The 25,015-nt window shown below is 72.5% G+C and carries 19 protein-coding genes; 3 read left to right on the top strand and 16 right to left on the bottom strand.

The features are described from left to right. Positions 1–142: 142 nt before the first annotated feature. The 8 genes from tmk to bldG all read right to left on the bottom strand — a co-directional run bounded on the left by tmk (position 143) and on the right by bldG (position 13,181). Complete coding sequence (tmk, locus tag ABZ484_RS08995) at positions 143–3,565, bottom strand: dTMP kinase (RefSeq protein WP_358865211.1); 3,423 nt, start codon at positions 3,563–3,565, stop codon at positions 143–145. A gap of 122 nt (positions 3,566–3,687) precedes the next feature. Then, the gene (topA, locus tag ABZ484_RS08990; protein WP_358865210.1) at positions 3,688–6,531 is read right to left on the bottom strand and encodes a type I DNA topoisomerase; all 2,844 of its coding nucleotides are present in this window, start codon (positions 6,529–6,531) and stop codon (positions 3,688–3,690) included. Between the two features lie 270 nt (positions 6,532–6,801). Next, a complete protein-coding gene (locus tag ABZ484_RS08985; RefSeq protein ID WP_358865209.1) occupies positions 6,802–6,999 on the bottom strand; it encodes a hypothetical protein in 198 nt (65 codons plus the stop codon). A gap of 177 nt (positions 7,000–7,176) precedes the next feature. After that, positions 7,177–8,706: a class I SAM-dependent methyltransferase gene (locus ABZ484_RS08980; protein WP_358865208.1), complete on the bottom strand. Its 1,530-nt coding sequence runs from the start codon at positions 8,704–8,706 to the stop codon at positions 7,177–7,179. A 64-nt stretch (positions 8,707–8,770) separates the two neighbouring features. Continuing rightward, positions 8,771–9,388: a small secreted protein gene (locus ABZ484_RS08975; protein WP_358865207.1), complete on the bottom strand. Its 618-nt coding sequence runs from the start codon at positions 9,386–9,388 to the stop codon at positions 8,771–8,773. A gap of 196 nt (positions 9,389–9,584) precedes the next feature. Beyond that, positions 9,585–11,990 carry a sodium-translocating pyrophosphatase gene (locus tag ABZ484_RS08970; protein WP_358865206.1) on the bottom strand — a complete coding sequence of 802 codons (2,406 nt, stop codon included), beginning with the start codon at positions 11,988–11,990 and terminating at the stop codon, positions 9,585–9,587. Between the two features lie 311 nt (positions 11,991–12,301). Next, positions 12,302–12,733, bottom strand: coding sequence for an ATP-binding protein (locus ABZ484_RS08965; RefSeq protein WP_358865205.1), 432 nt, complete (start codon positions 12,731–12,733; stop codon positions 12,302–12,304). A 106-nt stretch (positions 12,734–12,839) separates the two neighbouring features. Then, entirely contained in the window at positions 12,840–13,181 is a 342-nt protein-coding gene (bldG, locus tag ABZ484_RS08960) for an anti-sigma factor antagonist BldG (RefSeq protein ID WP_009189842.1), read from the bottom strand. Between the two features lie 80 nt (positions 13,182–13,261). Here bldG and ABZ484_RS08955 point away from each other — a divergent pair, with 80 nt between their 5' ends. Continuing rightward, a complete protein-coding gene (locus ABZ484_RS08955; protein WP_358865204.1) occupies positions 13,262–15,781 on the top strand; it encodes a DEAD/DEAH box helicase in 2,520 nt (839 codons plus the stop codon). A 24-nt stretch (positions 15,782–15,805) separates the two neighbouring features. On the opposite strand, the gene ABZ484_RS08950 is transcribed toward ABZ484_RS08955, so the two are convergent. The 7 genes from ABZ484_RS08950 to ssd form a co-directional block, all read right to left on the bottom strand. Next, the gene (locus tag ABZ484_RS08950; protein WP_358865203.1) at positions 15,806–16,219 is read right to left on the bottom strand and encodes an Rv3654c family TadE-like protein; all 414 of its coding nucleotides are present in this window, start codon (positions 16,217–16,219) and stop codon (positions 15,806–15,808) included. After that, positions 16,216–16,680 carry a TadE family type IV pilus minor pilin gene (locus ABZ484_RS08945; protein WP_358865202.1) on the bottom strand — a complete coding sequence of 155 codons (465 nt, stop codon included), beginning with the start codon at positions 16,678–16,680 and terminating at the stop codon, positions 16,216–16,218. The genes ABZ484_RS08950 and ABZ484_RS08945 overlap by 4 nt, the downstream gene beginning before the upstream one ends. After that, a complete protein-coding gene (locus tag ABZ484_RS08940; protein ID WP_358865201.1) occupies positions 16,667–16,867 on the bottom strand; it encodes a DUF4244 domain-containing protein in 201 nt (66 codons plus the stop codon). Before ABZ484_RS08940 ends, ABZ484_RS08945 begins: the two co-directional genes overlap by 14 nt. 96 nt (positions 16,868–16,963) lie before the next feature. Next, a complete protein-coding gene (locus ABZ484_RS08935; protein ID WP_358865200.1) occupies positions 16,964–17,764 on the bottom strand; it encodes a type II secretion system F family protein in 801 nt (266 codons plus the stop codon). Further along, entirely contained in the window at positions 17,761–18,666 is a 906-nt protein-coding gene (locus ABZ484_RS08930) for a type II secretion system F family protein (RefSeq protein ID WP_358865199.1), read from the bottom strand. The genes ABZ484_RS08935 and ABZ484_RS08930 overlap by 4 nt, the downstream gene beginning before the upstream one ends. A gap of 23 nt (positions 18,667–18,689) precedes the next feature. Beyond that, positions 18,690–19,874: a TadA family conjugal transfer-associated ATPase gene (locus tag ABZ484_RS08925; RefSeq protein WP_358865198.1), complete on the bottom strand. Its 1,185-nt coding sequence runs from the start codon at positions 19,872–19,874 to the stop codon at positions 18,690–18,692. 281 nt (positions 19,875–20,155) lie between these two features. Continuing rightward, on the bottom strand, positions 20,156–21,259 hold the full coding sequence (ssd, locus tag ABZ484_RS08920; RefSeq protein ID WP_358865197.1) for a septum site-determining protein Ssd: 1,104 nt from the start codon (positions 21,257–21,259) through the stop codon (positions 20,156–20,158). A 581-nt stretch (positions 21,260–21,840) separates the two neighbouring features. On the opposite strand from ssd, the gene ABZ484_RS08915 reads away from it, so the two are divergent. Further along, positions 21,841–22,674, top strand: a complete 834-nt coding sequence (locus ABZ484_RS08915; RefSeq protein ID WP_358865196.1) for an HAD-IB family hydrolase — start codon at positions 21,841–21,843, stop codon at positions 22,672–22,674. A 433-nt stretch (positions 22,675–23,107) separates the two neighbouring features. On the opposite strand, the gene ABZ484_RS08910 is transcribed toward ABZ484_RS08915, so the two are convergent. Then, on the bottom strand, positions 23,108–23,932 hold the full coding sequence (locus ABZ484_RS08910) for an oxidoreductase (RefSeq protein ID WP_358865195.1): 825 nt from the start codon (positions 23,930–23,932) through the stop codon (positions 23,108–23,110). Between the two features lie 100 nt (positions 23,933–24,032). Here ABZ484_RS08910 and ABZ484_RS08905 point away from each other — a divergent pair, with 100 nt between their 5' ends. Next, positions 24,033–25,013: an ATP-binding protein gene (locus ABZ484_RS08905; RefSeq protein ID WP_358865194.1), complete on the top strand. Its 981-nt coding sequence runs from the start codon at positions 24,033–24,035 to the stop codon at positions 25,011–25,013. Positions 25,014–25,015 lie beyond the last annotated feature (2 nt).

Genomic DNA, 25,015 nt, shown 5'->3' with positions numbered 1-25,015 from the left:
GGATCCATTGTGCGGGCAGCCACTGACAACGAGGCCGGCGGCCGACCGGGCGAGAGGCCGGCGACGGCATGGAGGGACCCGCGGAGGCTGCGGAGAGTCCCTGCGCCGGTTCCGGCGGAGCGACCCACCGCAGGGGCCGGGGTCAGCCCCGCCGACCGCGTCCGCGTCCGCGGCCCCGTCCGTTCCCACGGCCGTCGTCGGGCTCCTCGTACGCCTCCTCGGCCGCGCCGCTCTCCTGGTACTCGTGCGGTCCCAGCAGCTCGTCCGCCAGCGTGGGCAGGTCGTCCAGCGGCGTCTCCTCGGCCCAGTCCGGCCGCGGCCGTCGTGGTGCGCCGCCCTCGGCCTCGATCTGCGGCAGCTCGCGCGTACGGTCGTCGGAACCGTCCGGCCGGGCGGCCGCCGGCCGCTCGTCCCGGAAGAGCCCGGGCGGAACCCGGTCGGCGATGCCCCCGCCACGGACGTCCCGGACCTCCCGGGCGTCCGGAGCACCCTGGGCGCCCCGGGCACGGGGCGCGTCCGCGGTGTCGTCGAACCGCACCGGGGGCAGCACCGCGGTCTCGTCGGCCGCCCCGACGGGGGGTTCTCCGGAGCCGACCTGCGGCAGGACAGCCGTCTCGTCCGCCGCGCCCGGCACTCCCGACGCTCCGGGGGTTCCCGCGGCCGGCGGGCCGGCCGGGGACACGGTCGGCTGCGGCAGTTCGGCCGTGACCTCGGAGTCGGGTACGGACCCGGACTCCTGGGGGGCGTCCGAGCCCTCGGCCGAGCCCTCTCCCGAGGGGTCGCCCCGCTCGCCATCCCGTACCGGCCGCAGGACCGCGGTCTCGTCCGCCGGGCCGCCCGGCGCGTTCCCCGGGCCACCGGCGGCGTCCGTCGGCGTCACCACCGGCGTCGGCACGGTCACCGCCTCCGGCGGCGTGGCAGGGGCGGCGGGAGGCGCCGAGCGGCGCGGACCGGCCTGCGCGGCGGCAGCCGCCTGCTCGGCCGCCCGCCGGGCCTCCTCCGCCCGCAGCAGGGCCTCCTCGGCCTTCCGTTGCTTCTCCAGGCGGAGCGCCTCGGCCTCGGCCCGCAGCCGGGCCTCCTCCTCGGCCTGCCGGCGCAGGCGTTCCTCCTCGGCCTTGCGACGGGCCTCGGCCTCCGCCCGGGCCTGCTCCTCCGCGAGCAGCCGGGCACGCTCCTCCTCGGCGCGCCGGCGCGCTTCCTCGGCCCGCTGCCGGGCCTCCTCGGCCTGGCGTTCGGCCTCGCGGCGCTGCGCCTCCTCCAGTTCGCGCCGCTTGCGCTCCTCCTCCTCGGCGCGCATCCGGGCGAGCTGCTCCTGGCGCTCCCGCTCCAGGCGTTCTTCCTCGGCCTTGCGGCGGGCCTCCTCCTCGGCCCTGCGGCGGGCCTCCTCCTCGGCCTGCCGCCGCGCCTCCTCCTGGGCCTTCACCTCGGCCTCGGACAGCGGCAGCATCTGGTCGAGGTGATGCCGCACGACGGTCGTGACGGCTTCGGGCTCCTGGCCCGCGTCCACCACGAGGTAGCGGCCGGGGTCGGCGGCGGCCAGGGTGAGGAAGCCGGAGCGCACGCGCGCGTGGAACTCCGCCGGCTCGGACTCCAGCCGGTCCGGCGCCTCGGTGAACCGCTCCCGGGCCACGTCCGGTGACACGTCCAGCAGGACCGTCAGATGGGGCACGAGCCCGTTCGTCGCCCAGCGGTTGATGCGGGCGATCTCCGTCGGCGACAGGTCGCGGCCCGCGCCCTGGTAGGCCACCGACGAGTCGATGTACCGGTCGGAGATCACGACGGCGCCGCGCTCCAGCGCCGGCCGCACCACCGTGTCGACGTGCTCCGCGCGGTCGGCCGCGTACAGCAGGGCCTCCGAGCGGTGCGACAGGCCGGCCGAGGACACGTCCAGCAGGATGGACCGCAGCCGCTTGCCGACCGGTGTCGCGCCCGGCTCGCGGGTCACCACGACCTCGTGTCCCTTGGACCTGATCCACTCGGCGAGCGCCTCGGCCTGGGTGGACTTCCCGGCGCCGTCGCCGCCCTCCAGGGCGATGAAGAAACCCGACTCCGCGGGCGCCGTCACCGGATCGTCGCCGCGCAGCGCGTCGACCAGGTCCTGCCGCAGCGGTACGCCGGAGCGGTCGTCGACCTTGGCCAGCACCAGCGCGGCCACCGGCAGCAGCAGCGCACCGACCAGCATCAGCGTGAAGGCGGCGCCGCCGTGCGCGAACACGAACCGGCCGTTCTCCAGCCGGTGGGGGCCGATTCCGGCCGCGACCACCGGGGCGAGCACGGCTCCCAGGGCGACGAAGACCCGTACCACCGCGTGCAGGTGCTCGGTCATGCGCGGCCGGCGGTAGTCCTCGGCCTCCTGGTCGAGCAGGGTGTGCCCGGTGTTGGCGGCGATGCCCGCGCCCACGCCGGCCACGGCGAGGATCAGCAGGACGGTGGTGACGTCCGGGACGAGTCCGGCGGCGAGCAGCGCGATGCCGGTGACGGCGATGGCCAGCGCCAGCAGCCGCCGCCGGGACAGCGCCACGAGCGCCCTGGGTGCCGTACGGATGCCGACGGCGACCCCGCCGGTCAGGGCGAGCACCGCGAGCCCGTAGAGGACCGGGCCGCCGCCGAGGTCCGCGGCGTGCAGCACGCAGACGGAGACCGCGGCGGCGATCGCCCCGGCGACGGCGGCGGAGGCGAGCACGAGCAGCGGAACGGCCCCCGTGCGGCCCTTGTCGACGCCGGTGCCCGTCCTCGGGCGGCGCAGCCCCTCCAGCGGGGACCGCGCGCGCGGGGTGCGGGTGCCGGGCAGTTCCAGGGAGGTCAGCACGGACAGGGACGCGGCGAACAGACCGGCCGCGACGTATGCGCCGAGCGCCGCCTGGTGCTGGTCGAACCAGGCGACGCCGGTGCCCAGGAGGTTGTTGAACAGGGACGCGACGACCAGTGCGGCGGCGGCCAGCGGGATCGCCAGGAAGTTCGTGCGCAGCGACAGGCGGCGCAGGGCGTCCATGTGGTCCGGCAGGGGCCGGACGGTGGCGCCCTCCGGGGGCGGTGCGGGCAGCAGGGCGGGGGCGGCGCTCTCGCGGCACACCGTCCAGAAGCGCTCGGCGATCCCGGTCACGAAGACGGTGACCAACAGGGCGGCCGGCGCGTCGCCCGGTGTCCAGTCGATCCACAGTGGCGCGACGATCAGCAGCGCGGCCCGCAGCCCGTCCGCGCCTGCCATGGTCCAGCGCCGGTCGAGCGGGCCCTCCTGGGAGGTCAGCGAGGTGAGCGGGCCGAGGAGGACCGCGCCGAAGAGCACGGTCGCGAGGATCCGCGCCCCGAAGACGATCGCCACCGCGAACGCCACGCCCCGGTAGCCGCCGCCGAAGGAGCCCTGGGCGAGCGTCGCCTGCAGGACGAGGACGACCAGGACCAGGAGGGCGAGGGTGTCCCCGATGCCCCCCACCAGTTGTGCGCTCCACAGCCGCTTCAGCTGCGGTCGGCGCAGCAGGGCGCGGACGGCGCGCTCACGGGAATCCGCCACCAGTGCGTCGTCGGGGGCCGGGGTGTGGGCCGTTGGCTGCTCGGCTCGCGTCATGCGTTCAGCCTATCGGGACGCACCGACAGCACGCGGTGACCGTCCGAACGTGTGCGCGTCCCGGTACCGACGCGTGCGCGCCCCGGCACCGAAGCAGTGCCGGGGCGCGCGTCCGCCCGTGATCAGTCCTCCGCCGCGTTCGAAGCGGTGGCCTTCTTCGCGGCCGTCTTCTTGGCGGTGGTGGTCTTCTTCGCGGCCGTCGCCTTCTTGGCCGTCGTCGTCTTCTTGGCCGCGGTCTTCTTGGCCGCCGTGGACGTCGTCTTCTTCGCCGTCGTCTTCTTGGCGGCCGCCTTCTTCGCGGTCTTCTTGGCGGGGCCCTTCGCGCGCTTCTCCGCGAGCAGCTCGAAGCCGCGCTCGGGCGTGATCGTCTCGACGCTGTCGCCGGAGCGCAGGGTCGCGTTGGTCTCGCCGTCGGTGACGTACGGACCGAACCGCCCGTCCTTGACCACGACCGGCTTGCCGCTGACCGGGTCCCCGCCCAGCTCCTTCAGCGGCGGCTTGGCCGCGGCCCGACCGCGCTGCTTGGGCTGGGCGTAGATCGCCAGCGCCTCCTCCAGCGTGATCGTGAAGAGCTGGTCCTCCGACTGGAGCGAGCGCGAGTCCGTGCCCTTCTTCAGATACGGACCGTAGCGGCCGTTCTGCGCGGTGATCTCGACGCCTTCCGCGTCGGTGCCGACGACACGCGGCAGCGACATGAGCCTCAGCGCGTCGTCCAGCGTCACCGTGTCCAGCGACATCGACTTGAAGAGCGAGGCCGTGCGCGGCTTGACCGCGTTCTTGCCCGTCTTCGGCGTGCCCTCGGGGAGCACCTCGGTGACGTACGGACCGTAGCGGCCGGCCTTGGCGACGACGGGGCGGCCGGTCTCCGGGTCGGTGCCCAGCGGTCGCTCGCCGCTGGGTTTGGCCAGCAGCTCCTCGGCCAGCTCGACGGTCAGCTCGTCCGGGGCCAGGTCGGTGGGGATGTCGGCGCGCTGGTGGGCCTCGGTCTCCCGCTCACCGCGCTCGATGTACGGCCCGTAGCGGCCCACGCGCAGCACGATGTCGTTGCCCACCGGGAACGTCGACACCTCGCGCGCGTCGATCGCGCCCAGGTCCGTCACCAGCTCCTTGAGACCGCCGAGGTGGTCCCCGTCGCCGTTGCCGGCCTCGGCCGCGCCGCCGATGCCGTTGGCCTCACCGAAGTAGAACCGCTTCAGCCACGGCACCGCCTTGGCCTCGCCGCGCGCGATGCGGTCGAGGTCGTCCTCCATCTTGGCGGTGAAGTCGTAGTCGACGAGCCGTCCGAAGTGCTTCTCCAGGAGGTTCACCACGGCGAAGGACAGGAAGGACGGCACCAGGGCCGTGCCCTTCTTGAACACATAGCCGCGGTCGAGGATCGTGCCGATGATCGACGCGTACGTCGACGGGCGGCCGATCTCGCGCTCCTCGAGCTCCTTGACCAGCGAGGCCTCGGTGTAGCGGGCCGGAGGCTTGGTCGAGTGGCCGTCGGCCGTGATCTCCTCGGCGCTCAGCGGGTCGCCCTCGCGGACCTGGGGCAGGCGCCGCTCGCGGTCGTCGAGCTCGGCGTTCGGGTCGTCGGCGCCCTCGACGTAGGCCTTGAGGAAGCCGTGGAAGGTGATCGTCTTGCCGGAGGCGCTGAACTCGACGTCCCGGCCGTCGGCGGCGGTGCCGCCGATCCTCACGGTCACGCTGTTGCCGGTCGCGTCCTTCATCTGGGAGGCGACGGTCCGCTTCCAGATCAGTTCGTACAGCTTGAACTGGTCGCCGGTCAGGCCGGTCTCGGCGGGCGTGCGGAAACGATCGCCCGAGGGACGGATCGCCTCGTGCGCCTCCTGCGCGTTCTTGACCTTCCCGGCGTACGTACGCGGCTGCGGCGGCAGGTAGTCGGCGCCGTACAGCTGGGTGACCTGGGCGCGGGCGGCGGTGATCGCCGTGTCGCTCAGGGTCGTGGAGTCCGTACGCATGTACGTGATGTAGCCGTTCTCGTACAGCTTCTGGGCGATCTGCATGGTCGCCTTCGCGCCGAAGCCGAGCTTGCGGCTCGCCTCCTGCTGCAGCGTCGTCGTACGGAACGGGGCGTACGGCGAGCGGCGGTACGGCTTGGACTCGACGGAGCGGACGGAGAAGCGGGTGTTCTCCAGGGCCGCGGCGAGCGCACGGGCGTTCGCCTCGTCGAGGTGGAGGGTGTTCGCGGACTTCAGCTGCCCCACGGAGTCGAAGTCGCGGCCCTGGGCCACGCGCCGGCCGTCGACGGTCTGGAGGCGGGCGACCAGCGACGACGGGTCGGACGGGTCGCCCGCGCGGCCGGTCGCGAAGGTGCCCGTCAGGTCCCAGTACTCGGCGGAGCGGAAGGCGATCCGCTCGCGTTCCCGCTCGACCACGAGCCGGGTCGCCACCGACTGGACGCGGCCGGCCGACAGCCGCGGCATGACCTTCTTCCACAGCACCGGCGAGACCTCGTAGCCGTAGAGGCGGTCGAGGATGCGGCGGGTCTCCTGGGCGTCGACCAGCTTCTGGTTGAGCTGGCGCGGGTTGGCGACGGCCTCGCGGATCGCGTCCTTGGTGATCTCGTGGAACACCATCCGCTTGACCGGGATCTTCGGCTTCAGGACCTCCTGGAGGTGCCAGGCGATGGCCTCGCCCTCCCGGTCCTCGTCAGTGGCGAGGAAGAGCTCGTCGGAGTCCTTCAGCAGATCCTTGAGCTTCTTGACCTGTGCCTTCTTGTCCGCGTTGATGACATAGATCGGCTGGAAGTCATGTTCTACGTCCACACCGAGGCGGCGGACCTCGCCGGTGTACTTCTCGGGAACCTCCGCGGCACCGTTGGGAAGGTCGCGGATGTGCCCGACGCTCGCTTCGACGACGTAGCCGGGGCCGAGGTAGCCCTTGATCGTCTTCGCCTTGGCAGGCGACTCGACGATGACGAGTCGGCGGCCGCCCTGTGCGGTCTCGCTGGTCGGGGACAACTTCGCTCTTCTCTCCGGTCGACGCTGGGTCTCTCTGGGTATCCCCAGGCTGGGGCTCCCCGGGCTCGGTTTCCCGGGGTCGGGTCGTGCTGACGCTGCGGAGTGTGACGGTACAGCCCGCCCCCGTGTCAAACGGGAAAAGCCCGCAACGGCCACTCGAACGGTAACCCGACTACAGCCCTTCCTGCCGCCCGGACCGCTCACCCGCCTGTCCGAGCGGACACACATCGTGACGTGCCGGTTACGCGGACCGGAGTGCCGCGGCGATCCTCACAGCCGTGAGAAACACCACGCCCCGAGGGCCAGATTCCCCAGCGCGATCACGCTCGCGACGGTCGCCGCCATGATCGGATGCACGCCGAGCGCGACGGGTTCCCGCTGCCGCACCCGGACCGCCGTCCACCCCAGCAGAACCGCTCCGAACAGGGCGAACACCGCCCCGGCGAAGATCGCCGGTCCGCTCTCCATCTCCATCCCCTCCCCGTTCCGGAGCCCCGGTCGGGGAGGCTGGCACGCGCGGACGACGGCCGGACCAACCCTTGGTGAACGGAGGGCGGACGGGCTTCCATTCCCCCTCACGCGCGGTCATCGGCCGGTGGCTGACGCGCGCCGGGGCCGTGTCCGAAAAAAGTTCGCCGACCGCTTTCAGTGAGCGGGCTCCAGGAACCCCTGCTCCACCAGCAGCCGGATCTGCGCGGGCGTCCGCTCGCGCAGCAGCGCCGGGTCCTCGCCCACCAGTTGGGCGATGGCGTCCAGGATCCGGCCGGCGCTCAGCGTCCCGTCGCAGACACCCGCGAAGCCGGCGCCGACGGTGTCCACCGTGGTGGCCCGGCGCATCCCGCGCTGCTGGCGCAGCACCACGTGCTCCGGGTCCTCGGCGCCCGGCAGCCCGACCTGCTCCTGCACGATCTCGCCGACGAGCCGGAAGTGTGCGTCGAGCAGCGCGGCGTCGTCGTGGTCCCGCAGATAGTCGAGGCGGGCGAAGTGCGCGCGCACGGTGTCGCCGAGCGGCTGCTCGACCGGGTGCGGCCACTCCTCCGCGGTGACGGAGGGCACCGCCGAGCCCGTCCGGCGCAGGGTGATCCAGCCGAAGCCCACCGCCTTCACCTTGCGCGCCTCGAACTCCTCCAGCCAGGCGTCGTAGCGCGCCTGGTACTCCGCCGGGTCGCCGCGGTGGTCGCCCGCGTCCCTGAGCCACAGCTCGGCGTACTGCGTGACGTCCTGCACCTCGCGCTGCACGATCCACGCGTCGCACCCGCGGGGCACCCATGACCTGAGCCTGTCCTGCCAGTCCTCCCCCTCCACGTGCTGCCAGTTGGCGAGGAACTGCGCGAACCCGCCCTCGTTCAGCCGCTCCCCCGCCTGCTGAACGAGCGTGCGGCACAGATCGTCCCCGCCCATCCCGCCGTCGCGGTAGGTCAGCCGGGCGCCGGGGGAGATCACGAAGGGCGGGTTGGACACGATCAGGTCGAACGTCTCGTCGTCCCTGACCGGCCCGAACAGCGAGCCCTGGCGCAGATCGGCGGCCGGGGCGCCGGACAGCGCGAGCGTGAGCGCGGTGATGTGCAGCGCGCGCGGGTTGACGTCGGTGGCGGTCACCCGGGTGGCGTGCCGGCTCGCGTGCAGGGCCTGGATGCCGGAGCCGGTGCCGAGGTCGAGCGCGGAACCGACGGGCGTACGGACGGTGATGCCGGCCAGGGTGGTGGAGGCACCGCCGACGCCGAGGACGACGCCCTCCTCGTGGCTGCCGATGCCTCCCGCGCCGCCGACCGCGCATCCCAGGTCGGAGACGATGAACCAGTCCTCGCCGTCGAGCCCGCCGTACGGCCTGACGTCCACGGTCGCGGCCAGCTCGTCCCCGCCGACACGCGTCAGCCAGCCGGTCTCCAGGCACTCCGGCACGGGCAGGACGTCCGCCACGCGCGCGTACGGCACGGGCTGCTGCAGCAGGAACAGGCGGACGAGCAGTTCCAGTGGTGTGTCCCCGCGTGTGGCCCGGAGCGCGGGCACGGTCTCGCTGCGCGCCAGTGCCGCGTAGGCGGGGGCGCCGAGCAGCTCGAGCAGGCCGTCGGCGGTGAAGGAGGCGCCGAGCAGGGCGTCCCGGAGCCGGGAGGCGACGTCGGGACGGTCGGCGGCGGGCAGGGCGGTCGGTGCGGGCACGCTGGAGTCACTCACGCACCCATTGTGTCCGCTCCCACCGACATCGCATGTCCCACCGACGCGCACGCACGCGTACAGGTCAGCCGTCGGTCGTCGCGCCCGACGCGGGGGCGGACGCGGAGGGGGAGGTGGACTTGCAGCTCGGCTGCTTGGCCATCGCCTGGCCGACGTCGCCCTCCTCGAGGTTCTTCAGGGCGTCGCTGCCGCTCTTGCTCAGCTTGTCCAGCTGGGTCGCGATGTCCTTGAGGCCGTCCGCGAACTTCGCCTGGTCCTTGGTGTCGAGCTTGTCCACCTGCTGCTTGAGCGAGGCGTAGGAGGCGCCGAGGTCGTTGAGCTCCTTGACGGCGTCCTGCTGCTTCTTCTTGCCGTCGTCGACCTTGGGCACACCGGCCGTGTTCACGGCGGCGCCGATCGCCTTGTAGGCGTCGGACATGTCCTGGAAGGCCTGGGCGTCGGTCTTCTGCACGTCGGCCGGGGAGCTGTTGTCCGAGGTCTCCTTCTGGATCGCGGCGTTGGCGGCCTCGATCTTCTTCGCCTGCGGCTGCACCCCTTCGCACACCTGCTTGGCCCAGGCGTCCAGCGCGTCGTTCTTGTCGTCGGCGCTGTTGCCGGTGCATCCCGTCAGTGCCAGTACCAGTACCGCACCGCCGGACAGTGCGACCGCGAGCTTCTTGTTCACCGGTTTGGTCCCTTCCATGGCTCTCGGCCCCGGAACATACACGCCGTATGGGCGACAACCAGGATCCGAGCACACCGTATGACCCTCCTTGTAGCCATTTGCACCAAGCGAGAGAAGGCTCACGGGAGCGGGTCCGGGCGCACACGCAGCGGGCGGGCGACGCCATGTGTGCGCCACCCGCCCGCCTCGTGAACTGGGCCTGTCGTACGACCGCCTACGAAACCACCGCGGGATCGGCCGACTTGGACATCTGCTCGGCGTTGTCTTCGTCACCCACGGCGATTCCGCGCCGCTTGGAGATGTAGACCGCGACGACGATGACGACCATCGCGAGGACCGCGACCGCGATCCGGACGCCGATGCTCTTGTCGCTGCCGTAGCTGAACTTGATGACCGCGGGCGCGATGAGCAGCGACACCAGGTTCATGACCTTCAGCAGCGGGTTGATCGCGGGCCCGGCGGTGTCCTTGAAGGGGTCGCCGACCGTGTCGCCGATGACGGTGGCGGCGTGGGCCTCGCTGCCCTTGCCGCCGTGGTGGCCGTCCTCGACGAGCTTCTTGGCGTTGTCCCAGGCGCCGCCGGAGTTGGCGAGGAACACCGCCATCAGCGTGCCCGCGCCGATGGCGCCCGCGAGGTACGCGCCGAGCGCGCCGACACCGAGGGTGAACCCGATGAAGATCGGCGCCATGACGGCGAGCAGGCCGGGCGTGGCGAGTTCGCGCAGGGCGTCCTTGGTGCAGATGTCGACGACCTTGCCGTACTCCGGCTTCTCGGTGAAGTCCATGATCCCGGGCTTCTCGCGGAACTGCCGCCGCACCTCGTACACCACCGAGCCCGCCGACCGCGACACCGCGTTGATCGCCAGTCCGGAGAAGAGGAAGACGACCGCGGCTCCGGCGACGAGACCGACCAGGTTGTTGGGCTGCGAGATGTCCATGATCAGGCTCATCGGAGCGCCGGGTCCGGACAGCTTCGCCCCGACGTCCTGCGCGCCGGTGGTGATCGCGTCGCGGTACGACCCGAAGAGCGCCGACGCCGCGAGCACGGCGGTGGCGATGGCGATGCCCTTGGTGATGGCCTTCGTGGTGTTGCCGACCGCGTCCAGGTTGGTGAGCACCTGGGCGCCCGCGCCCTCGACGTCGCCGGACATCTCGGCGATGCCCTGCGCGTTGTCGGAGACCGGGCCGAAGGTGTCCATGGCGACGATCACACCGACCGTGGTGAGCAGGCCGGTGCCGGCCAGGGCCACCGCGAACAGCGCCAGCATGATCGACGTACCGCCGAGCAGGAACGCCCCGTAGACGCCGAGGCCGATCAGCAGGGCGGTGTAGACGGCCGACTCCAGGCCGACGGAGATACCGGCGAGGACGACGGTGGCCGGCCCGGTGAGCGAGGTCTTGCCGATGTCGCGGACCGGCCGCCGGTTGGTCTCGGTGAAGTAGCCGGTCAGCTGCTGGATCACGGCGGCGAGCAGGATGCCGATGGCGACCGCGACCAGGGCGAGGATCCGCGGGTCGCCGTCCTTGCCGCGGATGGCCGCGTCGGTGACGCCGGTCAGGTCGGCGTACGACGAGGGCAGATAGGTGTAGACGGCGATCGCGACCAGCGCCAGCGAGATCACCGCGGAGATGAAGAAGCCACGGTTGATCGCGGACATGCCGCTGCGGTCGGCGCGCCGCGGTGCGACCGCGAAGATGCCGATCATGGCGGTGATCACACCGATCGCGGGCACCAGCAGCGGGAAGGCGAGCCCGTCGTTGCCGAAGGCGGCCTTGCCGAGGATGAGCGCGGCGACCAGCGTGACCGCGTAGGACTCGAAGAGGTCGGCCGCCATGCCCGCGCAGTCGCCGACGTTGTCGCCCACGTTGTCGGCGATGGTCGCGGCATTGCGCGGATCGTCCTCCGGAATGCCCTGCTCGACCTTGCCGACCAGGTCGGCGCCGACGTCGGCGGCCTTGGTGAAGATGCCGCCGCCGACACGCATGAACATCGCGATCAGCGCGGCGCCGAGGCCGAAGCCCTCCAGCACCTTCGGCGCGTCGGCCGCGTACACCAGCACCACACAGGAGGCGCCCAGCAGGCCGAGCCCCACCGTGAACATGCCGACGACGCCGCCCGTACGGAAAGCGATCTTCATGGCTTTGTGCGAGACGGTGGTGAGATCCTTTTCCGGCTCACCCTCCGCCGGAGTCGCTTCCCGTGCCGCCGCGGCGACACGCACATTGCTGCGCACGGCGAGCCACATGCCGATGTAGCCGGTGGCCGCCGAGAACGCGGCTCCGATCAGGAAGAACACCGACCGTCCGGCGCGCTGATTCCAGTCGTCCGCGGGCAGCAACATGAGCAGGAAGAACACCACGACGGCGAATACGCCGAGGGTGCGCAGCTGACGGCCCAGATAGGCCTTCGCGCCTTCCTGAACCGCTTCCGCGATCTTCTTCATGCTGTCGGTGCCTTCGCCCGCCGCGAGCACCTGGCGCACCAGGACGCCGGCGACCACGAGCGCGGCCAGCGCGACGGCCCCGATGACCGCCACGATGATCCGATTGTCGTGGGTCAGGACTGCGGCTGCGAAGGTTGTGGGTTGGCCCAACTGATGAGGGGTAGAAAGCCCCGCCATTCGTCCTCCTTGACGCTTGGGCTGAGCTCAAGATGTGGACGGATTGTAGGTAGCTGAACCCGATCAAAACAGTGTGCGGTAAATGGAATCAGCCGTCACACCCTTCTCAGCAAATGATCGTCGGGTGCTACGCCACCCGAAAGCAGTAATGCCCCTGGAGCATTGACCCTTGATCCATTATCGGGCTATCGATCGTGAATGACTTCACGAAATGATGGCCAACCCATAGTAGGTACGTTCACCGTCCCGCGACATGCCGAAGGGCCCCACCTCGGTGGGGCCCTTCGGTACGGGAACTGTGAGCCGCCGGCTCAGGCGAGCACGGCGGTGGGCGGCGTGGTCGGCCACGTCATCTTGATCAACCCGCCGTCCTGCCCGGCCGAGACCTTCACGTCGTCGACCAGGCCACTGATGACCGCGAGGCCCATCTCGTCCTCCTCGGCCTCCGCGTCGTCCACGGCGCCCGGAGCGTCCCCGGGGCCGTGCGACGCGTGGCGGGCCTCGTCGCCGACCTCGATGGAGAACTGCTTCTCCTCCTCGATCAGCATCACCGTCACCGGTGCCACGATGCCGCCGCTCTGATGCAGCCCGACCGCACGGGAGCAGGCCTCGCCGACGGCGAGCCGGACCTCGTCGAGGACGGCCTCGTCCACTCCGGCCCTGCGCGCCACCGCTGCCGCCACCAACCGGGCGGTCCTGACATGCTCGGGCTGCGCGCTGAAGCGGAGTTCGACGGTGGCCATGCATCCCCCTAGGAGCTACGGGCGTGCTGTCGCGGGGCCGGGCCGCCGAGAGCCCGGCCTCCCGCGTGAAGTTCTTCCGCCCCGGACACCGGCCCGGGACCGGCGGTCAGTCGGTGGCCGCCACCGCTTCGTCGACCGAGGTGTGGATCGGGAACACCTTGGTCAGACCGGTGATGCGGAAGATCTTGAGAATGCGCTCCTGGTTGCAGACCAGGCGCAGCGAGCCCTCGTGGGCACGCACTCGCTTCAGACCGCCGACCAGCACGCCGAGACCGGTGGAGTCGAGGAAGTCCACGCCCTCCATGTCGACGACGAGGTGGAAATTCCCGTCGTTCACCAGCTCGACCAGCTGCTCGCGCAGCTTGGGCGCGGTATATACGTCGATTTCGCCACCGACCTCGACGACCGTACGATCGCCGACGGTACGGGTCGACAGGGACAGGTCCACGGATCCTCCAGCACCTTGCTATCGAGCGGTCGCCCCTCGGGCACCTCGGCAGAGGCCCCCAGGACGGTTCGCCAGCCGCGATGGCATTCAATCACTTACCGGCAGGCGTGCACGACGCCTTGGCTCCATTGTCCGTCACGCCGGTGACACACTCGGGGCCAATGGCCAAGAATCACCGATCCGATCGATCCCCGACGGACCCCGCAACCCGCCTGACTCCGGGCGCGGTTCTGCACCGGCTCACCTCCGGGCCGAGCAGGGCTGCGCGCATCACTCATACGGAGCACTTGCCCCCGCGGGCGGGTCGGCATGCCGTCTGGCCCGCAGAGATTCGCCCGGAGGTGGTCGCGGCCGTCCAGGCGTGCGGAATCGAGCACCCCTGGGCCCACCAGGCGCGCGCGGCCGAGCACGCCCTCGACGGCGACTCGGTGGTCGTCGCCACGGGCACGGCGTCCGGAAAGTCCCTGGCGTATCTGGTTCCGGTGCTGTCGACGCTGCTGGGGGGTTCGGAGGCACCGAACGGCCGTGGCGCCACGGCCCTCTACCTGGCCCCCACCAAGGCCCTCGCGGCCGACCAGTGCCGCGCGGTACGGGACCTGGCCCGGCCGCTGGGCAGCGCCGTACGGGCCGCCGTGTACGACGGCGACACGCCGGTCGAGGAACGCGAGTGGATCCGCCAGTACGCCAACTACGTCCTGACCAATCCGGACATGCTGCACCGCGGGATACTGCCCTCGCACCCGCGCTGGTCCTCCTTCCTGCGGTCCCTGAAGTACGTCGTCATCGACGAGTGCCACACCTACCGGGGCGTCTTCGGCTCGCATGTCGCCCAGGTCCTGCGCCGGCTGCGCCGGCTGTGCGCGCGCTACGGCGCCTCACCGGTCTTCCTGCTGGCCTCGGCGACCGCCGCACAGCCCTCGGTGGCCGCCCGCCGGCTGACCGGCCTGCCGGTGGTGGAGGTGGCTGACGACGCCTCCCCACGCGGTGAACTGGTGTTCGCCCTCTGGGAGCCCCCGCTCACCGAACTGCACGGCGAGAAGAGCGCCCCGGTCCGTCGCACGGCCACCGCCGAGACCGCCGACCTGCTGACCGACCTCACCCTCCAGGGCGTGCGCTCGGTCGCCTTCGTACGCTCCCGGCGCGGCGCCGAACTGATCTCGGTGATCGCCCAGGAACGGCTGGCCGAAATCGATCGCCCGCTGGCCGGGCGTGTCGCGGCTTATCGCGGCGGCTACCTCCCCGAGGAACGCCGCGCCCTGGAACGCGCCCTGCACTCCGGTGAGCTGCTGGGCCTGGCCGCCACGACCGCCCTCGAACTCGGCGTGGACGTCTCCGGCCTCGACGCGGTGCTGATCGCCGGGTATCCCGGCACCCGCGCCTCCCTGTGGCAGCAGGCCGGCCGGGCGGGGCGCGCAGGCCAGGGTGCACTGGCCGTGCTCGTGGCCCGCGACGACCCGCTGGACACCTTCCTCGTCCACCACCCGGAGGCCCTGTTCGACCAGCCGGTGGAGTCCACGGTCCTCGACCCGGACAACCCCTACGTCCTCGCCCCGCACCTGTGCGCGGCCGCCGCCGAGCTGCCCCTCACCGACGAGGACGTCGAGCTGTTCGGACCGGCCTGCGCGGAGCTGCTGCCGCAGCTGGAGGCCGCGAAGCTGCTGCGCCGCCGGACGAAGGCCTGGCACTGGACGCGCCGGGAGCGGGCCGCGGATCTCACCGACATCCGCGGCGGGGGCGGACGTCCGGTGCAGATCGTCGAGGCGGACACCGGGCGGCTGCTCGGCACGGTCGACGAGGCCGCCGCGCACACGACCGTGCACGAGGGCGCCGTCCACCTCCACCAGGGCCGCACCTACCTGGTGCGCTCCCTCGACCTGGACGACTCGGTCGCCCTGGTCCAGGAGGCCGCCCCGCCGTACACCACGGTCGCCCGTGACACGACGGCGATCTCCGTCCTGGAGACGGACGTCGAGGTCCCCTGGGGCGACGGCCGCCTGTGCTACGGCTCCGTCGAGGTCACCAACCAGGTGGTCTCCTTCCTCCGCAGGCGTGTCATCACCGGTGAAGTGCTGGGCGAGACGAAACTCGACCTCCCTCCTCGTACGCTGCGCACCCGCGCCGTGTGGTGGACGGTCACCGAGGACCGGCTCGACGAGGCCCGGATCAGCCCGGAGATCCTCGGTGGCGCCCTGCACGCCGCCGAACACGCCTCGATCGGCATGCTGCCCCTCTTCGCCACCTGCGACCGCTGGGACATCGGGGGCGTCTCCATCCCGCTGCACCCCGACACCCTTCTGCCCACCGTCTTCGTCTACGACGGCCATCCCGGCGGTGCGGGCTTCGCCGAGCGCGCCTTCCACACCGCCCGCGCCTGGCTCACCGCCACCCGCGAGGCCATCGCCTCCTGCGAGTGCGACGCGGGCTGCCCGTCCTGCATCCAGTCCCCCAAGTGCGGCAACGGCAACGATCCGCTCCACAAGAGGGGAGCCGTCCGGCTGCTGACGGTGCTGCTGAAGGGGGCTCCCGAGTCGCCCGAGGAGCCGGAGGAAAAGGAGGGGGAGGAGGGGAAGGAGGGGGAGGAGAAGGGGGGCGGGGCTTAGGCCGTCAGGGTGCGGGCTCGCACCTCAGGGGCCGGGCTCGGGCCGTCCGGAGGCGGCTTGGTCCACGTGGGTGAGCGGTGACGCGGTTCCCGATGGGTCCTGCGGTCCCGCTCTCGCCCTGACCCGTGCCGTGAACGGACCGCGTTCCGACTCCGCCGTGACGTCCGAGATGTCACCGGCGATCGCGCACCGGACCAGTTGGGCGCCCTGCGCCCGTGCCACCCGGTCCGCCCGGGCACAGGCCGTGGCGCGGCCCTCCGCCCAGTGCTCCGCCGCCGCCAGCGCCGCGAGGTCGGCGGCACCGGCCGCACGGTGCCGGGTGACCACGGCCTGGCCCAGGGCGAGACCGCCCCCGAACACCACGCAGAGCAGGGCGATCGCCCCCACGCTCCAGACGGTGGCGGAGCCCCGGTCACCGCCGGGGAACCGGCACCTCATGAGCCGCTCCCGTTCTTCGCCCCATTCTTCGTTTCCTTCTGCTCCGCGTTCCGCGCCCCGCTCTTCGTGACGGTCCGGTCCGGGTCCCGGGCCGCTCCCATCGACTCCTCCGCCTCGGCAACGGCCTCCTCTCTCAGCCGGAAGGGCAGTGCGCCCATCCCCGGCGGCTCGGCCACGACGACCACGCGGACGTACCCTCCCTGCCGGGTCACCGTGACGCTCGCGCCCTGTGGTGCCGCCTCGCGCGCCATGCGGGTGACGGCGCCGTCCGGGTCCTGCCGAGCGGCGGCCCTGGCACCAACCCGGGCCGCGTCCACGCACTGGATCTGCACGAGCACCACCAGCAGCCCCCAGACCAGCGTCGTCACCACCAGCACCAGCACGGGCAGGACCATGGCGGCCTCCGCGGTGACGAACCCCTGGTCGGCTCCCCGGTCGCGCCGGTGCTCACATCCGGGCACTGAGCGCTCGCTTCACGATGTTCTGCAACTCGGTCTTCACCTGCCCGCTCGTCACCACCTCGTACAGCAGCACGGCGAAGGCCACCGCCGCGATGATGCCCATCGCGTACTCGGACGTGACCATTCCCGTGTCCCCGCGCATCCGGCCCAGCAGGGCACGCAGCCGTGCCCGTGTCCTTGCGTACATCTCAACCCCCGTGATGTCTCGGTCCGTTGTTCGCTCACCGCGTTCACTCATCGCGCGTTCAGCGCCGCCGGCGCTTCCAGCGCGTCCGCCGCCCCGTCAGCCACCACCCCCTCTCAGCACCCCTCCCGCGAGGCCGATCACCACGGGAAGCACCCCGACCGCGACGAAGGCGGGCAGAAAGCACAGCCCCACAGGCGCGGTGACCAGGACGGCCGCCCGGCGGGCCCGGGCCGTGGCGGTGCGCGCCCGGCCGGCCCGCACATCGGCCGCGAGCCGCGCGGCCGGTCCGGCGGCGGGGAGCCCCGACTCGTCGGCCCGCTCCAGCAGCCGCGCGAGGGCGGAGGCGCCCGGTATCGAGGCGAGTTGCCGCCAGGCGTCGGCCGGGGCGCCGCCGAGCCGTACCTCCGCCGCGCCCCGTGCCAGCCCTTCCCCCACGGGCCCGCCCAGGGCGTCCCCCACCGCCTGGGCGGCGATCACCGGACCTGCGCCGGCCGCGATGCAGGCCGCCACCAGGTCCGCCGCGAGAGGGAGTTGCCGGGCGGCTTCGGCCGCGTCGAACTCTTCCCCGGGACGGGGAACCGCCCGTTGCCGCCGCCGTAGTCGCCACAGTCCCACCGCGCCGACGAGCCCGGCCACGACCCCGGCGGGCCCGCCGACCAGCGCCCATCCGGCGCCCACGACCCCAGCCGCAGACAGCCACCACCGCAGGGCAGCCGGCACCGGGAGGCGAGGACCGGTACGCTCCCGCTGGAGCGCCTGAGCCGCCCCCAGCAGCGAGGTCATCCGCCGCCGCGCCTTCCGTTTCCCGCGCAGGGTCTTCAGCCATCGCACCGACAGCGCCAGGAGCGCCGCCACTCCCGCGACCGTCCCCAGCCTGTGGACAACATCCCCGCTCACGCCGCCTCCGCCCGTCGCACGATCCCCAGGGCCCACCACAGCCCCGCGGCCTCCAGCACCCCGCCGACCAGCAGGCATCCCAGGCCCGCTCCCGTGTGCAGCAGCACGTGCAGGGGATCGGCACCCATGGCCGTACCGAGCAGGAGACCCAGGGCCGGCAGCCCGGCGAGCATCACCGCGGTGGCCCGTGAGCCCGCCAACTGGGCGCGCAGGTCGGCGCGTTGGTCCCGCTCCGCGCGGAGCGCCGCTTCGAGCCGATCGAGCCCGGCGGCCAGGCCCGCGCCCTGGTCCACGGCCACCAGCCAGCAGGCAGCAAGTCCGCGCAGTCCCTCGGCACCCGGTTGCCGGGCCGCCGTGGCGAGCGCGCCGGTCACATCGCCGCCGAACCGCGCCGCCGCCAGCACCGCCGCCTGGGCCTCTCCCAGACCACCCGACTCCCGAGCCGCGTACAGCAGCGCCTCGCCCGGCTGACGCCCGGCCCGCACCTCTCCGGCGAGCGCCGAGCACAGGGCGATCACCGCATCGGCCCGCCGCTCCCTTTCCCGGCGCGCGGCCCGCGCGAGCCGGATCCGGCGGAGCACCGGCACTCCGGCCACCCCCGCGACGACCGGCAGTACCGAGGCGCCCAGCACGGCCAGCACCAGCCCGGCGGCCGGCGCCCACCACTCGGCGCGCAACCGCCCGCCGACGCGGGCCAGTTCGTCACGGGCCCTCTCCCACAGCGGCGGCTCCGCGCCCATCACCCCGCCACCGGCGAGCAGCAACCGCGCCCGCCGCGCCGCGGAGTGCCGCCCGCCCAGCAGCCACACTGCCGCCCCGGCACACACCACGGCCGCCGCCATGGACACCGGCCCGTAAGGCGCCGATCCGGAAAACGCCGGTCCGGAGAACGGCTCCCCCATGGAGAACAACCCCCTCATTCCGCTCACCACTTCCCCTCCGAAAGCCCCGGATCCCTTTCCGAACCCTCCGCACCGAGCAGCTCTTTCAGCCGCTCCCAGCCCCGCTCCGCCACGAACGCGTCCGCGCCCCAGCGCAGTGCCGGTACCGTCCGCACCAGCCCCGACGCGTCCCTTTCCAGCACCCGCACCTCGGCGATCCGCCGGCGCCCGGCGCGGTCCCGCACGAGGTGCACCACCACCGACAGTGCCGCGGCCAACTGGCTGTGCAGCGCGGCCCGGTCCAGCCCGGCGGCCGTGCCCAGCGCCTCCAGCCGGGCCGGCACGTCCGCGGCCGCATTGGCGTGCACCGTGCCGCAGCCGCCCTCGTGACCCGTGTTCAGAGCGGCCAGGAGATGGACCACCTCGCCGCCGCGCACCTCGCCCACGACCAGTCGGTCCGGCCGCATCCGCAGCGCCTGGCGCACCAGGTCCTCGAGGGTGACGAGGCCCGCGCCCTCCTGGTTGGCGGGTCTGGTCTCCAGGCGTACGACGTGCGGATGGTCAGGGCGCAGCTCCGCCGAGTCCTCGGCGAGCACGATCCGCTCTCCCGGGCCGACCAGACCGAGCAACGCGCTGAGCAGTGTGGTCTTGCCGCTGCCGGTGCCACCGCTGATGAGAAAGGACAGCCGCGCTCGCACCAGTGCCCGCAGTACGCGGTCCCCGCCCGGCGGCACCGTGCCCGCCGCCACCAGTTCGCCGAGCGTGAACGCGCGTGGCCGTACGACGCGCAGGGACAGGCAGGTGCAGCCGACGGCGACCGGGGGCAGCACGGCATGGAGCCGGGTGCCGTCGGGCAGGCGGGCGTCGACCCAGGGCCGGGCGTCGTCCAGGCGCCGTCCGGCCACGGCGGCCAGGCGCTGCGCGAGGCGTCGTACGGCCGCCGCGTCGGGGAAGGCGACGGCGGCCCGCTCCAGTCCGCCCCCACGGTCGACCCAGACCCGGTCCGGGGCCGACACCAGGACGTCGGTCACCGAAGGATCGGCGAGCAGCGGCTCCAACGGGCCGCTGCCGATCAGCTCGGACCGCAACCGCTCGGCCGCCCCGAGCACTTCCGCGTCCCCGAGCACCCGGCCCTGCTCCCGCAGCGCCTGGGCCACACGCGCGGGCGTCGGCTCGGCCCCGCTCTCGGCGAGCCACCGCCGCACTCGGTCCAGCAACTGCGCGGACATCCGGGAGTCCCCGATCCCACGGCCGTATCCGAGCCCGTCAGCACTCCCCAGCCCGTCCACGCCCTTCGACCCGTCAGCACTCCCGAGCCCGCCGACGGGGCTCCCGCGCCCACCCGCACGCCCACCTCCGTTCACAAGTCCCCCGTCCGCACGCCCCCGTCCGTCCGCACGCCCCCGTCCCTCCGCACGCCCGCCCTCGTCGGCACGCCCGGACACGCCCGTGGCGCCCGTCGAAGCGCCCCGCACCCCCGTGCGTCCTCGCCGGGGATCGACCGCCGGCCTCATGCGGCACCCGCCTCGGTCAGGGCCCGCTCCCAGAAGGCCGTGCAGAACCGGGCCAGTGGGCCGCGCGCGTTCCCGCCGGGTGGCGTCCTGCCCTCGCCGGGTCGCCGCAGCCCGGACTCCACGGGCACCTCACCCACCAGCGGCAGCCCGAGCAGCCGGGTCACCTCCCGGTCGTCGAGGCCGAGCCCGTACGGCCCCCGTACCGCCACCCGCAGATCCCGCAGGACCATGCCGACCGCGGAGGCCACGCGTGTGGCGGCGGCCACGGCCCGCAGCTCGGCGGGGACCACGAGCAGCCCGATGTCGATCTGGGCCAGGGCCTCGGCGACGCCCTCGTCCACACGGCGAGGCAGGTCGACGACCACGGCGCCGCCGCGCCGCCGGGCGGCGGCCAGCACCGCCCGGACGGCCTGCGCCGGGATGGCGACGCAGTCGCCCCGGTCCCAGCTGAGCACCCGCAACGAGTGCAGTTCCGGCAGCGACTCCTCCAGGGCGCCGCCACCGACCCGTCCGCGCGAGGCGGCGAACGCCGGCCAGCGCAACCCCTCGGCCGCCTCCCCGCCGAGCAGCACGTCGAGCCCGCCGCCCAGCGGATCGGCGTCCACCAGGAGGGTGCGCAGGCCCTCCCGCGCGGCGGTGACGGCGAGCGCGCAGGCGAGCGTGGACGCACCGGCCCCGCCCCGGCCGCCGATGACGCCGACGGTGAGCGCGGGCCGGCCGACGCCCTCGGCGACATCGGCGATCCTGTCGACCAGCCATTGCTCGCCGTCGGGCAGTACCAGCACATGGTCGGCGCCGATCTCGACGGCACGCCGCCAGACCCCTGAGTCGTCCTGGTCGCGGCCGACCAGGACCACTCCGCGCCTGCGCACGGCCCCGCGCACCCGCCGGGCGGCATCGTCGCCCACCAGCACCAGCGGCGCGGCCTCCCAGGTGCCTCTGCGCTCCGGCAGCCCGTGATGGACCTCCGGTGTGGCGCCCGCCGCCGCGCACAGGCGCAGCAGGTCGTCGAGGAGTCCGGCGTCCTCGGTGACGATCAGCGGTCCGCCCTGCCGCCCTCCGGTACCGGGCGGCGGATCGTGTGTGACGGTTCCGGTCACGGGTCGGTCCCCCTTCGCTGCATCACTCGCGCGGCCCCCGCGGCAGCGCGAATCCAGAACATGTGAAGAACCGGCAACCGGCCTTCATATGGACGGCCGATACGAACCGGCCATACGCGCCCGACAAACGGAACCGGCCATGAACTCGCCGCGAGCGGTGCACGCAGGAATCACGGTGCAGCGAACCGGGAAATGATGTGGATCTTGGTCGAAATCTGTGGACAACTCAGCCGCTGTGAAAATGGCCGTCACCCAAACCGGTGACCCCTGTGCTGGTTCTCGTGCGACTGCCGCAGCGCATCCCTGCGACTACTCACCGTGAGGGATCATGGGCGGAGCCGCGCAGGGCGTCTGTTACGGCAGGTACGACCCGCGACGGCGCACAGAAGGGGGAGAACCCACCCGGACATGCGACGACCCCCGCCGGGGGGGAGAGCGGGGGTCGTCTCCACGGCCGACTCGGGGGGGGAGGAGTCGGACCGGGTTAGCACGGTCGCGAACGATCCGTGACTTCCATGGTGTACCCGAGAGGCCTCTCAGGCAAACCCACGCGCCCACCTTACGCCGAATGGGCTGCCCCTATGCTCAGGGACGTGGAAAACCACTCCTTGCCCCGCACGGCGGCCTTCTTTGATCTGGACAAGACGGTCATTGCGAAGTCGAGCACGCTCACGTTCAGCAAGTCGTTCTACCAAGGTGGGCTGATCAACCGCAGGGCCGTCTTGCGTACCGCGTATGCCCAGTTCGTCTTCCTCGCCGGTGGCGCCGACCACGATCAGATGGAGCGCATGCGCGCGTATCTGTCCGCGCTGTGCCGCGGCTGGAACGTGCGGCAGGTCAAGGAGATCGTCGCCGAGACGCTGCACGACCTGATCGACCCGATCATCTACGACGAGGCCGCCTCGCTCATCGAGGAGCATCACAGCGCCGGACGGGACGTCGTCATCGTGTCCACGTCGGGTGCGGAGGTGGTCGAACCGATCGGGGAACTGCTGGGCGCGGACCGGGTGGTGGCCACCCGGATGGTGGTGGGTGAGGACGGCTGCTTCACCGGCGAGGTCGAGTACTACGCCTACGGCCCGACGAAGGCGGAGGCGGTGCGCGAACTGGCCGCGTCCGAGGGGTACGACCTCGACCGCTGCTACGCCTACAGCGACTCGGTCACCGACGTGCCGATGCTGGAGTCGGTGGGGAACCCGCACGCCGTGAACCCGGACCGGGCGCTGCGCCGGGAGGCCCTCGCGCGCGGGTGGCCGATTCTCGACTTCCACCGCCCGGTACGGCTCAAGCAGCGGCTCCCCGGGTTCTCCGTGCCGCCGCGTCCCGCCCTGGTCGCGGCGGCCGCCGTCGGAGCGGCCATGGCCACCGCGGGACTCGTCTGGTACGCGAGCCGGCGGCGGGGCACGGCCACCTGAGCCCGGCAGGTGCCGGGGATCGGCCGTCGGGTCACACGCCAGGAATACGCGTCCGGGATCCCGGCGTCCGTTTATGCCGCATTTGAACCTAAAAGTAAAGAAGTGCGGGCAGGGGTTCCGCTTGCTCCCCGCTTGCAGTACAAAGGACTCAGCGGCCCGCGAGACCGAAGGACATCCGAGAGGATCACCTTTAAAACGCATTCGGCCCCACGGACCCCGTATGAACACCGGGCACCCACGCGACGTCGACCCGTCGATTACGGGCCAGCCGCACCAGGTGACGGGCAAAGATCCCGACCTGATGGGCGACATATCGAGGACGCTTGGTAACTCGGTGCTCATGCCAGCGGCGGTACGAGATCTCGTACCGCCGCAACCATGCGCAAGACCGGCCCGAACTCTCGGCGCCGACCCGCCGCCTACGACGCGGCCGTCACGCGGCCCCGCGCTGGAGCGCCTCACACACCGCCGTCGACTCGCGTACACCCAGCTCGACAGCCTTGGCGCAGTGGCTGATCCAGGCCGCCATGCCCTCGGGAGTGCCGGAGACATAGCCGTCCAGGGCCGCCAGATAGGCCGCGCGGCCCAGTTCGGCGTGGCCGACCTCGGCCGGGCAGACCGACTTCGGGTCCAGACCGCTGCCGATCAGGACGATGCGCTCGGCCGTTCGCGCCACCAGGCCGTTGTGGGAGACGAAGGGGCGCAGCGCCAGCAGTTCGCCGTGCACGACGGCCGCGGTGACCAGGGCGGGCGCGGAAGTGCCCGCGACGATCAGCTCGGAAAGGCCCTCCAGCCGCCCGGAGACCTCGGCGGCCCTGGGCAGCGGCAGCTCGATCAGCGGCTCGTGGACGTCCTCGCCCTCCTGGCGCGGCCGCCCGACGGTGTCCTCCGTGCCGGCGGCGGCCACCAGGTGCAGCCGGGCCAGAACCCGCAGCGGCGACTGCCGCCAGATGGACAGCAGCTGGCCGGCCTCGGCCGTCAGCCGCAGGGCCGCACCCAGCACGCGCGCTTCGTCGTCCCCGCTGAAGTCGGTACGCCGGCGTACCTCCTCCAGGGCCCAGTCCGCCCCGGACAGCGCCGCGGAACCGCGCGCGCCACGCAGGGCCGCCTCTGAGGTGATCACGTTGCTCCGGCGCCGCATGATCCTGTGCCCGTAGACCCGGTCGACGGCCTTGCGCACGGACTCCACGGACTCGGCCACGCCGGGCAGCGCGCCCAGGGCCGCGAGGGGATCGGCGGTCGCGCCTTGCGTACTCATGGGTACGACCCTACGCACCCGGGCGGCCCACTCCCCGAAGGAGTGGTCTTCTTCACGCAGGCTGCCACGTACAGCTATCGCGGCACTACCCTTGGTGAACATGAAAATTGCTTTCGTCGGGAAGGGCGGCAGCGGCAAGACCACGCTGTCCTCCCTGTTCATCCGCCATCTCGCGGCGGCCGGGGCACCCGTCGTCGCGGTCGACGCCGACATCAACCAGCATCTGGGAGCCGCGCTGGGCCTGGAGGAGGCCGAGGCGGCCGCACTGCCCGCGATGGGCGACCGGCTGGCGCTGATCAAGAGCTACCTGCGGGGCAGCAATCCGCGCATCGCCTCCGTGGAGACGATGATCAAGACGACCCCGCCCGGCGAGGGCTCGCGGCTGCTGCGGGTGGGCGAGGACAACCCGCTGTACGCAGCCTGTGCGCGCCAGGTGGAACTCGACGGCGGCGCCGTCCGTTTGATGGTCACCGGGCCCTTCACGGACGCCGACCTGGGGGTCGCCTGCTACCACTCCAAGACCGGAGCGGTGGAGCTGTATCTGAACCACCTGGTGGACGGCCGCGACGAGTACGTCGTGGTGGACATGACGGCGGGTTCGGACTCCTTCGCCTCCGGCATGTTCACCCGCTTCGACATCACGTTCCTCGTCGCCGAGCCGACCCGGAAGGGGGTCTCCGTCTATCGCCAGTACAAGGAGTACGCCCGCGACTTCGGCGTCGTGCTGAGGGTCGTCGGCAACAAGGTGCAGGGGCAGGACGACCTTGACTTCCTGCGGGCCGAGGTCGGGGACGACCTGCTCGTGACCGTCGGGCACTCGGACTGGGTGCGCGCCATGGAGAAGGGCCGGCCGCCCCGGTTCGAGCTCCTGGAGGACGCCAACCGCCGCGCGCTGCGCACGCTCCAGGTCGCCGCCGACGCCACGTACGAGCTGCGCGACTGGCAGCGCTACACCCAGCAGATGGTGCACTTCCACCTGAAGAACGCCGCCTCGTGGGGGAACGAGCGGACCGGGGCCGACCTGGCGGCGCAGGTCGACCCCGGCTTCGTCCTCGGCGAGGGCGTCACCGCCCTCGCCTGACG

This window comes from Streptomyces sp. NPDC006393 (assembly GCF_040628575.1).
GTDB lineage: Bacteria > Actinomycetota > Actinomycetes > Streptomycetales > Streptomycetaceae > Streptomyces.
This window is presented reverse-complemented; position numbering and strand designations above follow the sequence as displayed.

Bases quoted from the DNA above. Each gene is read 5' to 3' on its own strand.
- ABZ484_RS08950 (WP_358865203.1), bottom strand. From the start codon at position 16,219: ATGAGGTGCCGGTTCCCCGGCGGTGACCGGGGCTCCGCCACCGTCTGG.
- ABZ484_RS08940 (WP_358865201.1), bottom strand. From the start codon at position 16,867: ATGTACGCAAGGACACGGGCACGGCTGCGTGCCCTGCTGGGCCGGATG.
- ABZ484_RS08905 (WP_358865194.1), top strand. From the start codon at position 24,033: ATGAAAATTGCTTTCGTCGGGAAGGGCGGCAGCGGCAAGACCACGCTG.
- ABZ484_RS08925 (WP_358865198.1), bottom strand. From the start codon at position 19,874: ATGTCCGCGCAGTTGCTGGACCGAGTGCGGCGGTGGCTCGCCGAGAGC.
- tmk (WP_358865211.1), bottom strand. From the start codon at position 3,565: ATGACGCGAGCCGAGCAGCCAACGGCCCACACCCCGGCCCCCGACGAC.
- ABZ484_RS08970 (WP_358865206.1), bottom strand. From the start codon at position 11,990: ATGGCGGGGCTTTCTACCCCTCATCAGTTGGGCCAACCCACAACCTTC.
- ABZ484_RS08965 (WP_358865205.1), bottom strand. From the start codon at position 12,733: ATGGCCACCGTCGAACTCCGCTTCAGCGCGCAGCCCGAGCATGTCAGG.
- ABZ484_RS08955 (WP_358865204.1), top strand. From the start codon at position 13,262: ATGGCATTCAATCACTTACCGGCAGGCGTGCACGACGCCTTGGCTCCA.
- ABZ484_RS08930 (WP_358865199.1), bottom strand. From the start codon at position 18,666: ATGGGGGAGCCGTTCTCCGGACCGGCGTTTTCCGGATCGGCGCCTTAC.
- ABZ484_RS08975 (WP_358865207.1), bottom strand. From the start codon at position 9,388: ATGGAAGGGACCAAACCGGTGAACAAGAAGCTCGCGGTCGCACTGTCC.
- ABZ484_RS08910 (WP_358865195.1), bottom strand. From the start codon at position 23,932: ATGAGTACGCAAGGCGCGACCGCCGATCCCCTCGCGGCCCTGGGCGCG.
- ABZ484_RS08915 (WP_358865196.1), top strand. From the start codon at position 21,841: ATGCTCAGGGACGTGGAAAACCACTCCTTGCCCCGCACGGCGGCCTTC.
- ABZ484_RS08985 (WP_358865209.1), bottom strand. From the start codon at position 6,999: ATGGAGAGCGGACCGGCGATCTTCGCCGGGGCGGTGTTCGCCCTGTTC.